This is a genomic window from Acinetobacter sp. WCHAc010034 (assembly GCF_001696615.3).
In the GTDB taxonomy this organism is placed as follows: domain Bacteria; phylum Pseudomonadota; class Gammaproteobacteria; order Pseudomonadales; family Moraxellaceae; genus Acinetobacter.
Window position 1 is genome coordinate 167,840 of the sequence record NZ_CP032279.1, and the last position, 13,087, is coordinate 180,926.

Here is a 13,087-nt window from a genome sequence, read left to right on the forward strand (position 1 = left end):
GCATCATTTCAGTGACTTCCTCTCATTTGGAAAGTCGGAGAACGGACATGCCTCGTATTCCAGTAATTAATACCAGCCACCTCGATCGTATTGACGAACTTTTAGTCGACGATTACGACAGCGGCGAATTTAAGCTTCACCGTTCTGTATTTACAGATCAAGCCCTCTTTGACCTGGAGATGAAATACATCTTTGAAGGCAACTGGGTATACTTGGCGCACGAGAGCCAAATTCCAAACAACAACGATTTCTATACCACGCATATTGGCCGCCAGCCGATCATCATTGCGCGCAACCGCAATGGCGAACTGAATGCCATGATCAACGCCTGCTCGCACCGCGGCGCGCAGCTGTGCCGGCATAAAAAAGGCAACAAAGCGACCTATACCTGCCCGTTCCACGGCTGGACGTTCAACAACTCAGGCAAGCTGCTGAAAGTTAAAGACCCAAGTGATGCGGGCTATTCAGACTGCTTTAATCAGGACGGTTCACACGACCTGAAAAAAGTCGCGCGTTTTGAAAGCTATCAAGGCTTCCTATTCGGCAGCCTGAATCCTGATGTGCCGTCTTTGGCGGAATTCCTTGGCGAAACCGCTAAAATCATTGACATGATTGCCGGCCAGTCAGATCAGGGCCTGGAAGTGCTGCGCGGCTCTTCAACTTACACCTATGAAGGCAACTGGAAGCTGACCGCTGAAAATGGCGCGGACGGCTATCACGTTTCCGCCGTGCACTGGAACTACGCTGCCACAACCCAGCACCGCAAAGAGGCGCAGGCGGCGGACAATATCCGCGCAATGAGCGCCGGTTCATGGGGCAAGCAAGGCGGCGGTTCTTACGGCTTTGAACACGGCCACATGCTGCTGTGGACGCAATGGGCCAACCCTGAAGACCGCCCGAACTTCAGCAAAGCCGGTGAATATACCGCTGCCTTTGGCGCGCCGATGTCAAAATGGATGATTGAGCGCTCGCGCAACCTGTGCCTGTATCCAAACGTTTACCTGATGGACCAGTTCGGCTCGCAAATCCGCGTGCTGCGCCCGATTTCGGTCAATAAAACGGAAGTAACCATTTACTGCATCGCCCCTGTAGGCGAAGCGCCGGAAGCGCGCGCGCGCCGCATCCGCCAGTATGAAGACTTCTTCAATGCCTCAGGCATGGCCACGCCGGATGACTTGGAAGAGTTCCGCGCCTGCCAGGCCGGCTATGCAGGCATTGAGCTGGAATGGAACGATATGTGCCGCGGCTCAAAACACTGGATTCACGGGCCGGATGAGGCCGCCAATGAAATCGGCTTAAAGCCGGTGCTCAGCGGCATTAAAACTGAAGATGAAGGCCTGTATTTGGCGCAGCATCAATACTGGCTGCAGATGATGAAAAAAGCCATTCAGTCCGAAAAAATGCTGGCCGAATCAGAAGCCGCAGCCATGGGAGAAAGCGCATGAATGCTCTAATTCAGCAAGACACCATTTCGCTTGAAAGCATTGCCCAGTTCCTCTACCGCGAAGCGCGCTTTCTGGACGATGAACAGTGGGACGACTGGCTGCAGTGCTATGCGCCTTCAGCCTCTTTCTGGATGCCGGCTTGGGATGATGATGACCGCTTAACTGAAGATCCACAGTCGGAAATTTCCCTGATTTATTACCCAGACCGCCAAGGCCTGGAAGACCGGGTGTTCCGGATTAAAACCGAGCGCTCTTCCGCCACCATGCCGGACACCCGCACCAGCCACAACATCTGCAATATTGAAATTGTTGAGCGTGACGGCAATCAGGCAACAGTGCGCTTTAACTGGAACACCTTAAGCTTCCGCTACAAGACCAATTACAGCTATTTCGGCACGTCACGCTATGTTATTGATTTTTCAGGTGCAGAGCCGAAAATTTTAAGCAAGTATGTGGTGCTGAAAAACGACTACATCAATCAGGTTATTGATATTTATCACCTCTAAGACTGCAGTTTTCTGCAGCAAGGTCTGCCTTTCAGCCAGCAGGAAATTTGGCTGAAAGGCGCAATGTTTTAAAGAATTTAAAAGGATATTCAGCCATGTCAAACCACAATGTTGCACTTCAATTTGAAGATGGCGTGACGCGCTTTATCAGCGTAGCTCAAGGTGAATCTTTATCTGACGCTGCTTACCGTCAGAAAATCAATATTCCATTGGACTGCCGGGACGGCGCATGCGGCACCTGCCGCGCATTCTGCGAATCTGGCTCCTATGACATGCCTGAAGAAACCTATATTGAAGATGCATTAACGCCGGAAGAAGCCGAGCAAGGCTATATTCTGGCCTGCCAGTGCCGCCCGACTTCAGATGCGGTTTTTCAAATTCAGGCCTCTTCCGATGTCTGCAAGACCGAAATTCATGAGTTCCAAGGCACGCTGTCACGGGTAGAAAACCTGTCCGATTCCACCATTACTTTTGATATTCAGCTGGATGAAGGCCAGCCGGAAATCAACTTCCTTGCAGGCCAGTATGTCAATGTCGGCATTCCCGGCACGGCAGAAACCCGCTCCTATTCATTCAGCTCCAAACCCGGAAGCAGCTTGACCGGCTTTGTGGTGCGCAACGTGCCGAATGGCAAAATGAGTGAATTCTTAAGCGCAAATGCCAAAGCCGGCGACAAAATGACCTTCAAAGGCCCATTCGGCAGCTTTTACCTGCGCAATGTGGTGCGCCCAGTGGTCATGCTGGCAGGCGGTACAGGCATTGCGCCGTTTATGTCCATGCTGCAGGTGCTGGAAGAAAAAGGCGCAGCGCACCCTGTCCGCCTGGTTTTTGGCGTGACCAATGACTTTGACTTGGTTGCCAAAGAAAAACTGGATGAACTGCAAAACAAATTGCCTTGGTTTGAATACCGCACCGTGGTCGCCAACCCTGAATCGGCGCATGAGCGCAAAGGCTATGTCACCGGCCATGTCGACACAGACTGGCTGAACAGCGGCGATGTCGATATTTATCTGTGCGGCCCGGTGCCGATGGTTGAAGCCGTGCGTGGCTGGCTGGATGCGGAAGGCGTCAAGCCAGCGAACTTCCTGTTTGAAAAATTCTCTGCGAATTGAAAATAAGGAGAATCAGTAAAATGTCAGAGCGTCAAAGATTTCAAAATAAAGTAATTATTGTCACAGGCGCAGCCCAAGGCATCGGCCGCGGGGTTGCCCTGCAGGCAGCTGCGGAAGGCGCCCAAGTCGTCCTTGCCGACCTTTCAGCCTATGTGGAAGATGTGCTGGCGGAGATTCTGGCTGCCGGCGGCGATGCCGTCACCATCCGGGCCGATTTAGAAACTTTTGCCGGCGCGCAGTCTGTGGCGGCTAAAGCTGCAGCCAGCTATGGCCGGATTGACGCCCTCATCAATAATGTCGGCGGCGCGATCTGGATGAAGCCTTTTCAGGAGTTTTCTGAAGAGGAAATCATTAAAGAAGTCAACCGTTCGCTGTTTCCGGCGCTGTGGTGCTGCCGCGCGGTATTGCCGGAAATGATCAAAAATCAGCAAGGCACGATTGTCAATGTATCTTCGATTGCCACACGCGGCATTAACCGCGTGCCGTATTCGGCGTCTAAAGGCGGCGTGAACGGCTTAACGGCTGCCCTCGCCTTTGAACATGCCAAAGACGGCATCCGGGTCAATGCGGTAGCCACCGGCGGCACAGAGGCGCCGCCGCGCAAAGTGCCGCGCAACGCCAGCCCGCTGTCTGAAAATGAACAGGCGTGGATGCAGCAAGTGGTGGATCAGACCATTGACCGCACGTTCCTTGGGCGCTACGGCACCATTCAGGAACAGGTGAACGCCATTCTGTTCCTTGCTTCGGATGAATCTTCCTATATGACCGGCACGGTGGTGCCTGTGGGCGGCGGAGATCAGGGCTAAGCTGGCCTGATCAGCGCTTTACTTTTTTCAGCAGGATCATTGAACACCGCATGGAGGCAATGCCAATGGCAGACCTGTTAAAGACCTTGAAAGAAGACTGGTCAATTTCAGCCACGGCTGCAGGATTTTTAGCCGTGCTGATTTCTTATGCCGGGCCGCTGGTGATTTTCTTTCAGGCTGCGCAAAAAGCCGATGTTTCCAGCGCCATGATGATTTCATGGATCTGGGGCATTTCAATTGGCGCGGCGGCGGCCGGCATTTATCTTTCGATCCGCTATAAAACGCCGGTGATTACCGCGTGGTCTGCGCCCGGCACGGCGCTGCTTGTCACGCTGTTTCCGGATATTTCACTGAATGAAGCTGTGGCGGCCTATATCACCTCAGCCTTTGTGATTTTTCTGATTGGCGTCAGCGGCTATTTTGACAAATTATTGAAATGGATTCCGCAGGATATAGCCGCCGCCATGATGGCTGGAATTTTATTCCAGTTTGGCCTTGGGCTGTTCACCGCAACAGATACCATGCCGGCAATTGTATTCGGCATGCTGGCCGTGTTCCTGCTGGCCAAGCGCCTTGCGCCGCGCTATGCCATGATCTGGGTGCTGCTGGCAGGCGTTGCCTTGAGCATGGTTCTAGGCAAAATCAACCCGGTTGAGCTCAGTTTCAGCTTAGCCATGCCGCAGCTGATTGCGCCTGAATGGACATGGAATTCCACCCTGAATCTCGCCATACCGCTCATTCTAGTCAGCCTGTCGGGGCAGTTCCTGCCCGGCATGGCCATTATGAAGCTCAGCGGCTATGACACGCCTGCCAAACCGATTATCGCTGCCACCAGCATGGCCTCTTTGGCTGTCGCCTGCGTTGGCGGCATCACCATTGTCTTGGCGTCAATTACCGCGGCTTTGTGCATGGGCAAAGATGCGCATGAGCTGAAAGAAAAACGCTATATCGCCGGCATCGCCAACGGCATTTTCTATATTTTAGGCGGCCTGTTTGCCGGCAGCATCGTCATGCTGTTCAGCCTGCTGCCCAAGGAATTGGTGGCCGCGCTTGCAGGCTTGGCGCTGCTGGGCGCAATCGCCGCCAATATTTCAATGGCAATGAAAAATGAAGCCAACCGCGACGCGGCGCTGATCACCTTTTTAGCCACAGCTTCCGGCATGCATTTTCTAGGCCTCAGCTCGGTTTTCTGGGGGATCTGCATCGGCATCGCCGCGCACCTTGTGCTGAGCAGGCGCGAACCTGAGGCGGCGGCTCTCTCATCCACTCAAAGCTCCAAAAGTTAACGGGCGCATCATAAATTAGGAAATCATATGATTGATAAAAGCACTGCTTCGCTGCACGAAGCGCTTTCACAGATTAAGGATGGCTCCACCGTCATGATTGGCGGCTTCGGCACGGCAGGCCAGCCTGCAGAACTGATTGACGGGCTGATTGAGCTGGGTGTCAAAGGCCTGACCATCATCAACAACAATGCCGGCAACGGCGATTACGGCTTGGCCAAGCTGCTGAAAGCCGGCGCCGTGCGCAAAATTATCTGCTCCTTCCCGCGCCAGTCAGATTCCTGGGTTTTTGATGAGCTGTACCGCGCCGGAAAAATTGAACTGGAACTGGTGCCGCAGGGCAATCTGGCCTGCCGCATTCAGGCCGCCGGCATGGGCTTGGGGCCAATCTATACCCCGACCGGCTTCGGCACGCTGCTGGCGGAAGGCAAGCCGATGCTGCACTACGAAGGCAAAGACTTTGTGCTGGAAAATCCCATCAAAGCAGACTTTGCCTTAATCAAGGCGCATCAGGGCGACCGCTGGGGCAACTTGGTTTACAACAAATCGGCGCGCAACTTCGGCCCGATTATGGCCATGGCAGCCGATGTCACTATTGCCCAAGTTTCTGAAGTAGTCGAGCTGGGCGCTTTAGATCCGGAGCACATCATTACTCCAGGGATTTTTGTACAGCATGTGGTTGCTGCCGGTACAAAAAAACTTGAGCAATCCGCTTAATCACGTGAGGACAAAAAGATGAGTTATACCAAATTAAGCCGTGATCAAATTGCTGAGCGTGTTGCACAAGATATTCCAGACGGCGCCTATGTGAACCTCGGCATTGGCCTGCCGACTAAAATTTCCAGCTACCTGCCTGCAGACAAAGACGTATTTCTGCACTCTGAAAATGGCCTTCTGGCTTTCGGCCCGCCGCCGGCCGCAGGCGAAGAGGATCCGGAACTGATTAATGCAGGCAAAGAATATGTGACCCTGCTTCAAGGCGGCAGTTTTTTCCATCACGGCGATTCATTTGCGATGATGCGCGGCGGCCATTTGGATATCTGCGTACTGGGCGCATTTCAGGTGGCTGAAAACGGCGACTTGGCCAACTGGCATACCGGCGCGCCGGATGCGGTTCCTGCGGTCGGCGGCGCGATGGACTTAGCAGTCGGCGCCAAAAAAGTCTTTGTCACCACCGACCACGTCACTAAAAAAGGCGAGCCGAAAATTGTGGAGGCACTGACTTATCCCGCGACCGGCCTGAAGTGCGTAGACCGCATTTACACCGACCTGTGCGTGATTGATGTCAGCCCGGATGGCATGAAAGTGATTGAAAAGGTGGATGGGCTGAGCTTTGCTGAACTGCAGGCTTTGACCGGCGCGAAGCTGACGGATGCAACGCAGGGCTGATTAAAACTTCTAGCTCCATCCCGGCTTTAAAAATAAGGGCTTCCGCGGCATGAGCCGGTCAGCGGTTAAGAGTCTCCCTCCTTTTAGGAGGGATTAAGGGAGGTTTTAATGAGCCACTTAGCTTGAACTGAATCCCTCCCAGCCGCCCTTTTATAAAGGAAGGAGCTTTCTTTATCTATTATGAGTAAATAAACAATGAAAAACGCATACATCATTGACGCTGTCCGCACCCCTTTCGGACGCTACGCCGGCGGCTTGGCGCCTGTGCGCGCAGACGACTTGGGCGCTGTTCCGATCCGGGCCTTAATGGAGCGCAATCCGGCTGTGGACTGGCAACAGGCCGATGACGTGATTTACGGCTGCGCCAATCAGGCCGGCGAAGACAACCGCAATGTCGGGCGCATGTCCGCGCTGCTGGCGGGCCTGCCGCATCAGGTGCCGGCAACCACAGTGAACCGGCTCTGCGGTTCATCGCTGGACGCGGTGGCAATGGCTGCCCGCGCGATTAAAGCCGGCGAAGCGCATCTGATTATTGCCGGCGGCGTAGAGTCAATGTCGCGCGCGCCGCTGGTCATGGGCAAGTCTGAAACCGCCTACGGCCGCAGCCAGAAGCTTGAAGACACTACCATGGGCTGGCGCTTCATCAACCCGAAACTGAAAGAAATTTACGGCGTGGAAACCATGCCGCAGACTGCGGAAAATGTGGCGGAACAGTTTGGCATCAGCCGCGCAGATCAGGACAAATTCGCCTTAGAAAGCCAAAAACGCACGGCGGCGGCGCAGCAGCAGAGTTTCTTCGCCAAGGAAATCATCCCTGTGGCAATTCCGCAGCGCAAAGGCGAAGCGGTTATTGTAGATGCAGATGAGCATCCGCGCGCATCCACCACGGCAGAAGGCTTGGCGAAGCTCAAGCCCGTAGTCAAGGCGGACGGCACCGTTACTGCAGGCAATGCTTCGGGCATCAATGACGGCGCGGCTGCCCTGCTGATTGCCTCAGATGAAGCGGTGGAAAAGTACGGCCTGAAAGCCCGCGCCAAAATTGTCGGCGCCGCTGCTGTCGGCGTGGAGCCGCGCATCATGGGCTTTGGCCCTGCGCCGGCAATCAAAAAACTGCTGCAGCAAACAGGCCTAACTTTAGAGCAGATGGAGGTGATTGAGCTGAATGAAGCCTTTGCAGCGCAGGCGCTGGCAGTCACCCGCGACTTGGGCCTGCCGGACAACGCTGCGCATGTGAATCCGAATGGCGGCGCGATTGCCATTGGCCACCCGCTGGGCGCATCCGGCGCGCGTCTGGTGACAACCGCGCTGAATCAGCTGGAACTGATTCAAGGCCGCTATGCGCTGTGCTCCATGTGCATTGGCGTTGGCCAAGGCATTGCCCTGATTATTGAGCGTGTCTAAAAACAGACTTTCCCTGCTTCAAGCCTTCCTGGTGCAAAGGAAGGACTGAGGCAGGATTTATGGAGAGATAAAGCAAATGCCAAAATTTACATCGAATGATGCCGAAATCAACTACCAGACTTTCGGCGACAGCGCCAAACCGGCCTTAGTCTTTTCCAATTCATTGGGGACGAAATTCAGCATGTGGCAGCCGCAAATTGATTTTTTTCAGAAAGATTTTTTTGTGGTCTGCTACGACACCCGCGGACACGGCCATTCATCTGCGCCCAAAGGCCCTTACAGCCTTGATGCATTGGGCCTGGATGTGATTCATCTGCTGGATCATTTGAATATTCAGAAAGCCAGCTTCTGCGGCATTTCTATGGGCGGATTGACTGGCCAATGGCTGGCCATTCATCACCCGGAACGCTTTAACCGCGCGATTGTCTGCAATACTGCAGCTAAAATTGGCCAAGAACAGGCTTGGAATGAGCGGGCTGCCCTTGTCCGCCAGCAAGGCCTGCAGCCGATTGCAGAAACCGCAGCTTCGCGCTGGTTTACCGAGCCCTTTATCCAAAGCCAATCAGCAATTGTGCAATCTTTGAGTAACGACTTAGGTGCTGGCAGCCCTGAAGGTTATGCAAGCTGCTGTGAGGCTTTGGCTAAAGCGGATTTACGCCAGCTGCTGCAGGATATTACCGTGCCGATGCTGGTGGTTGCCGGGCAAAAAGACCCGGTCACCACTGTTTCAGACGCGCAGTATATTGTGAACCATGTGCGCAGCAGCGCACTTTTTGAAATTAAGGCTTCGCATATTTCCAATTTGGAACAGCCTAAAGCATTCAATCAGGCCGTATCCAGCTTTCTTCAACAGTAAAATACAGCGCAATAGCAAGCCTCGCATCATGTGATAATGCCAGTCAGTTAAGGATTTTTAATCCTCCCCAACCCTCCTTTTTCAAAGGAGGGAGCGTTTTGAAATTCAGTATGATATTGAATTCAAGAGTGTTCCCCTCTTTTTCAAAGAGGAGTTAGCGGAGATTTATCAATCAGTAATAATGAAATTACGCTTAACTGATCAGCATTATGCATCATGTGAGGCTTTTTTTATGCGCTGATCAATACGAAATAGAATTGATTATGCTGAGTAAAGTATAGGAAATCAATTTTGATAGAGTAAAAAAGCCGAAGCTTAAGCGGCATGCTTCGGCCAAACAGGAACTAAAAACCGTTTATTCCTCAGAGTAAAATCAGCAAAAATCAAGCAAGCAACCCGTCAATCACACCCTTTTCCTTCAGCAGCATTAATTCTTCCGCTGTTTTAAACTCAGATAAAACTTGCGCGGTGTGTTCGCCCAGCTGCGGCGGCGCATGCCTATATTCCACAGGCGTATCTGACAGCTTGATGGGAGAGCCAATTATTTTAAAGTTTTCATTCAGCGCATGCGGAATATTCACCAGCATATTGCGGTGCTGAATTTGCGGTTCAGCCAGCGCCTCTTCAACCGAATTGATCACGCCTACAGGCACTTTCACGGCATGAATCGCCGCCACCCATTCTTTGGCGGTTCTCTGCAGGAAATATTCAGACAGCAAAGGAATCAGCTGATTGCGGTGCTTTACCCGGTCCTGATTGCGCAGATAATTGGGATTTTCCAGCAGTTCTGGATAGCCAATGGCAATGCACAGGTCTTTAAACTGCTTATCGTTGCCGCAGGCGATGATAAATTCCTGATCTTGCGCTTTAAAGGTTTGATACGGCACAATATTCGGATGCTTATTGCCCATGCGCTGAGGCGCAGCGCCAGCCGTTAAATAGTTCATGCCCTGATTGGCCAGCGCAGCCACCTGCACATCCAGCAGCGACAGATCAATATGCTGCCCGCGGCCTGTGCGCAGGCGCGCCAGCAAAGCAGCTTGAATGGCAATAACCGCATACAGCCCAGTTTGAATATCCGCCACGGCCACGCCAACTTTTTGCGCGCCGCCGCCTGCGTCATCCGCTTCACCTGTAATGCTCATCAAGCCTGACATGCCTTGAATAATAAAGTCATAGCCCGGCTCCGCCGCGCGCGGGCCGTCTTGGCCAAAGCCGGTAATCGAGCAGTACACCAGGTTCGGATTCAGTGCGCTCAGCGATGCATAGTCCAGGCCATATTTGGCCAGCGATCCCGCCTTATAGTTTTCAATCACCACATCTGCAGTTTTGGCAATCTCCTGCACCAAGGCTTGGCCTTCCGCGCTGGAAATATCAACCGCTACTGAATATTTGCTGCGGTTGGCGCACTGAAAATAGCCCGATTCCCGCGTGGCATTGCCCTGCCGGTCAGGCATCCAGGGCGGCCCCCACATGCGGGTATCATCGCCGAATTTTGGCCGTTCAATTTTAATCACTTCGGCGCCAAGATCGGCCAGAGTCTGGCCGCACCAAGGCCCAGCCAGAACACGGCTTAAATCCAGCACCCGAATTCCCTGCAATGCACCCATTTTTGTCCTCCTGCGGCGCATAAATATTTTCCGCTTTATGCGCCGGTTTGATTATTTTGCCTGAAGCCGCGCTATTGTTTTTATTGCGCCAGACTTCAATTCAGGCCTGTAAATACGCAGATTTACAAGCGTATTTCACGGTGAATCCTTTTGCTGTTGATAATTTTTTGCACGCAGAAACCTAATGGCGCTCCCGCAGGAGCACCAGCCTCTTTTAAAATCAATTAATTACAAAATGCGGCGATGCCGGTTTGCGCGCGGCCTAAAATCAGTGCATGCACATCATGCGTGCCCTCATAGGTATTGACCACTTCAAGGTTGACCAGATGGCGCGCTACGCCGAATTCATCGCTGATGCCGTTGCCGCCCAGCATGTCGCGGGCTGCGCGGGCAATGTCCAGCGCCTTGCCGCAGTTGTTGCGCTTAATCAGCGAAGTGCCTTCAACTGAAGCAATGCCCTCATCCTTCATCCGGCCAAAACGCAGCGCTGCCTGCAGGCCCAGCGCAATTTCGGTCTGCATATCGGCCAGCTTTTTCTGCACCAGCTGATTGGCTGCCAAAGGCCGGCCAAACTGCTTGCGGTCCATAGTGTATTGATGCGCGGTGTGCCAGCAGAACTCAGCCGCCCCCATCGCGCCCCATGCAATGCCGTAGCGCGCGCTGTTCAGGCAGGTGAATGGGCCTTTCAAGCCGCGGATTTCAGGGAAAGCGTTTTCTTCAGGCACAAAAACATTGTCCATGACAATTTCACCGGTAATGGACGCGCGCAGCCCGACTTTGCCGTGAATTGCCGGCGCAGACAGGCCTTCCCAGCCTTTTTCCAGAATAAAGCCGCGGATTTCGCCGACATTGCCCTCAGCGGAAACCTCCTTGGCCCAGACTACAAAAACATCGGCAATTGGGCTGTTGGTAATCCACATTTTTGCGCCGCTTAAGCGGTAGCCGCCAGCGACTTTCTTGGCGCGGCTGATCATGCTGCCCGGGTCAGAACCGTGGTCAGGCTCGGTCAGGCCAAAACAGCCGATATATTCGCCTGTAGCCAGCTTCGGCAGATATTTCTGCTTCTGCTGCGCTGAACCGAATTCATGAATCGGCACCATCACCAAAGAGCTTTGCACGCTGGCCATAGAGCGGTAGCCGGAGTCTACATATTCAATTTCACGCGCCACCAGGCCATAGCTGACATAGTTCAAGCCGGCGCCGCCGTACTGCTCCGGAATGGTTGGCCCCAGTAAGCCCAGCTCGCCCATTTCACGGAAAATAGAGGCATCGGTTTTTTCATGGCGGAACTGTTCCAGCACGCGCGGCTGCAGCTTTTCCTGACAGTAGGCCTGCGCAGCATCGCGGATCATGCGCTCTTCCGCAGTCAGCTGCAGCTCCAGCAGCAGCGGGTCTTTCCAGTTGAATTGCATTTTTGCTTTTTGGGTCTTGGCCATTTGATTCATCGCTTCCTCTGCTTAATCATAATTTTGCGGTTAAGGCTGATGCTATGCGCGAACAAGGATGCAATCAAACGATAAATTTTCATGCTGATATGCGCAATACGCATAGCTCAATCAGCCCCGGCAAAAAAATGAGCACTTAAGCCGCTGTTATTTCTCGGCTAATCGCTTATTTTTAGTTCAACGCAGCATGTGCCTGCACATTTTTCATGCCATTTTCCGGGGCCGCCGGATAAAAGGATTTTATCGATGAGGCGCAATATTCCTTCGCTGCAAAGCCTGAGCTGCTTTGAATCCGCCGCCAAGCATTGCAGCTATACCCATGCCGCGCAGGAACTGTTCATTACCCAAAGCGCTGTTTCGCGCCAGATTCAGCAGCTGGAAGAATTCCTTGGCGTCAGCCTGTTCAGCCGCACGCGGCATGGCGTAGAGTTGACCGAAGCCGGCAGGCAGTATGCCAAAGGCGTAAAGCCTTACCTTTTGGGGCTGGAAAAATGCACCTCAGACCTCATGACGCATAAAGGCCTAGGCGGCACGCTGAAGCTTGGCGTGGTGCCGACTTTTGCCACGCGCTGGCTGCTGCCGAAACTGCACCGGCTGAATGCGCAGCATCCTGAAATTACCGTGCATTTGGAAACCAGCACCAAGCCGTTTTTATTCCATGACACTGTTTTTGATGCAGCGATTTTTGCCGGAACGCAGCAGAAGATTGACCATTGGCCGGGCACGCAGGCGCACTATCTGATGGATGAAGAAACCGTTCCGGTCTGCTCGCCTCAGCTGATTGAAAGCCGCTTTCCCAATGCGCCCATGACCAACCCATACAGCTATAATTTAAGCGATGATGAACTGCTGAGCCTGCCGCTGCTGCAGCAGACCACGCGCCCCGGCATTTGGCAGGAATGGTTTCAGGCGCATCAGATGCAGCATCCCAAGCCATTTGACGGCCAGCGCCATGAACTGTTTTCCATGCTGGCTGTGGCTGCCAGCCACGGCATGGGCATGGCTCTGATTCCGCAGATGCTGATTGAATCTGAACTGCAGAAAAAGGAACTGGTGATTGCTTCCGGCAAAAAGCTGCAAGGCAGCCGGAAATACTATCTGGTGCATTCCAGCCAGGATACTTCAGCGCTGATTCAGAAATTTATCGGCTGGGTGCAGCAGGAACTGCAGGCGCCAAAGAACGCCGTTCAGGCTGGGCGAGACTCTTTAGAACAATAAAGCATAGGAATTCGCA

At 53.3% G+C, this 13,087-nt stretch carries 12 protein-coding genes; 10 read left to right on the top strand and 2 right to left on the bottom strand.

What is annotated here, in order from left to right; all coding sequences use genetic code 11:
- Window positions 1-47: 47 nt before the first annotated feature.
- The 9 genes from benA to pcaD all read left to right on the top strand — a co-directional run bounded on the left by benA (window position 48) and on the right by pcaD (window position 8,798).
- Window positions 48-1,445, top strand: a complete 1,398-nt coding sequence (gene benA, locus BEN74_RS02125; RefSeq protein WP_068911503.1) for a benzoate 1,2-dioxygenase large subunit — start codon at window positions 48-50, stop codon at window positions 1,443-1,445.
- Complete coding sequence (gene benB, locus BEN74_RS02130; protein ID WP_068911505.1) at window positions 1,442-1,951, top strand: benzoate 1,2-dioxygenase small subunit; 510 nt, start codon at window positions 1,442-1,444, stop codon at window positions 1,949-1,951. The genes benA and benB overlap by 4 nt, the downstream gene beginning before the upstream one ends.
- A 95-nt stretch (window positions 1,952-2,046) precedes the next feature.
- Window positions 2,047-3,063, top strand: a complete 1,017-nt coding sequence (gene benC, locus BEN74_RS02135) for a benzoate 1,2-dioxygenase electron transfer component BenC (protein WP_068911532.1) — start codon at window positions 2,047-2,049, stop codon at window positions 3,061-3,063.
- A 20-nt stretch (window positions 3,064-3,083) separates the two neighbouring features.
- The gene (locus tag BEN74_RS02140; protein ID WP_068911506.1) at window positions 3,084-3,869 is read left to right on the top strand and encodes a 1,6-dihydroxycyclohexa-2,4-diene-1-carboxylate dehydrogenase; all 786 of its coding nucleotides are present in this window, start codon (window positions 3,084-3,086) and stop codon (window positions 3,867-3,869) included.
- A 65-nt stretch (window positions 3,870-3,934) separates the two neighbouring features.
- Window positions 3,935-5,155, top strand: a complete 1,221-nt coding sequence (gene benE / locus BEN74_RS02145) for a benzoate/H(+) symporter BenE (RefSeq protein ID WP_068911508.1) — start codon at window positions 3,935-3,937, stop codon at window positions 5,153-5,155.
- Window positions 5,156-5,182: 27 nt separating this feature from the next.
- Window positions 5,183-5,869: a 3-oxoacid CoA-transferase subunit A gene (locus tag BEN74_RS02150; protein ID WP_068911511.1), complete on the top strand. Its 687-nt coding sequence runs from the start codon at window positions 5,183-5,185 to the stop codon at window positions 5,867-5,869.
- An 18-nt stretch (window positions 5,870-5,887) separates the two neighbouring features.
- Complete coding sequence (locus tag BEN74_RS02155; RefSeq protein WP_068911514.1) at window positions 5,888-6,541, top strand: 3-oxoacid CoA-transferase subunit B; 654 nt, start codon at window positions 5,888-5,890, stop codon at window positions 6,539-6,541.
- A 195-nt stretch (window positions 6,542-6,736) separates the two neighbouring features.
- Window positions 6,737-7,942 (top strand): 3-oxoadipyl-CoA thiolase, encoded by a 1,206-nt coding sequence (pcaF, locus tag BEN74_RS02160; protein WP_068911516.1) that lies wholly within the window; start codon window positions 6,737-6,739, stop codon window positions 7,940-7,942.
- A gap of 76 nt (window positions 7,943-8,018) precedes the next feature.
- Entirely contained in the window at window positions 8,019-8,798 is a 780-nt protein-coding gene (gene pcaD, locus BEN74_RS02165; RefSeq protein WP_068911518.1) for a 3-oxoadipate enol-lactonase, read from the top strand.
- Window positions 8,799-9,181: 383 nt separating this feature from the next.
- Here pcaD and BEN74_RS02170 read toward each other — a convergent pair whose 3' ends face one another.
- Entirely contained in the window at window positions 9,182-10,408 is a 1,227-nt protein-coding gene (locus tag BEN74_RS02170; RefSeq protein ID WP_068911520.1) for a CaiB/BaiF CoA transferase family protein, read from the bottom strand.
- A gap of 224 nt (window positions 10,409-10,632) precedes the next feature.
- Complete coding sequence (locus BEN74_RS02175) at window positions 10,633-11,853, bottom strand: acyl-CoA dehydrogenase (RefSeq protein ID WP_068911522.1); 1,221 nt, start codon at window positions 11,851-11,853, stop codon at window positions 10,633-10,635.
- Between the two features lie 246 nt (window positions 11,854-12,099).
- Between BEN74_RS02175 and BEN74_RS02180 the strand changes: the two genes are divergently transcribed.
- Window positions 12,100-13,071, top strand: a complete 972-nt coding sequence (locus BEN74_RS02180; RefSeq protein ID WP_068911525.1) for a LysR substrate-binding domain-containing protein — start codon at window positions 12,100-12,102, stop codon at window positions 13,069-13,071.
- Window positions 13,072-13,087: the final 16 nt, after the last annotated feature.

Excerpts from the sequence above, each read along its gene's own strand:
- benB (WP_068911505.1), top strand. The coding sequence starts at position 1,442 with ATGAATGCTCTAATTCAGCAAGACACCATTTCGCTTGAAAGCATTGCC.
- BEN74_RS02150 (WP_068911511.1), top strand. The coding sequence starts at position 5,183 with ATGATTGATAAAAGCACTGCTTCGCTGCACGAAGCGCTTTCACAGATT.
- benC (WP_068911532.1), top strand. The coding sequence starts at position 2,047 with ATGTCAAACCACAATGTTGCACTTCAATTTGAAGATGGCGTGACGCGC.
- benE (WP_068911508.1), top strand. The coding sequence starts at position 3,935 with ATGGCAGACCTGTTAAAGACCTTGAAAGAAGACTGGTCAATTTCAGCC.
- pcaF (WP_068911516.1), top strand. The coding sequence starts at position 6,737 with ATGAAAAACGCATACATCATTGACGCTGTCCGCACCCCTTTCGGACGC.
- BEN74_RS02155 (WP_068911514.1), top strand. The coding sequence starts at position 5,888 with ATGAGTTATACCAAATTAAGCCGTGATCAAATTGCTGAGCGTGTTGCA.
- BEN74_RS02175 (WP_068911522.1), bottom strand. The coding sequence starts at position 11,853 with ATGAATCAAATGGCCAAGACCCAAAAAGCAAAAATGCAATTCAACTGG.
- BEN74_RS02170 (WP_068911520.1), bottom strand. The coding sequence starts at position 10,408 with ATGGGTGCATTGCAGGGAATTCGGGTGCTGGATTTAAGCCGTGTTCTG.
- benA (WP_068911503.1), top strand. The coding sequence starts at position 48 with ATGCCTCGTATTCCAGTAATTAATACCAGCCACCTCGATCGTATTGAC.
- pcaD (WP_068911518.1), top strand. The coding sequence starts at position 8,019 with ATGCCAAAATTTACATCGAATGATGCCGAAATCAACTACCAGACTTTC.
- BEN74_RS02180 (WP_068911525.1), top strand. The coding sequence starts at position 12,100 with ATGAGGCGCAATATTCCTTCGCTGCAAAGCCTGAGCTGCTTTGAATCC.
- BEN74_RS02140 (WP_068911506.1), top strand. The coding sequence starts at position 3,084 with ATGTCAGAGCGTCAAAGATTTCAAAATAAAGTAATTATTGTCACAGGC.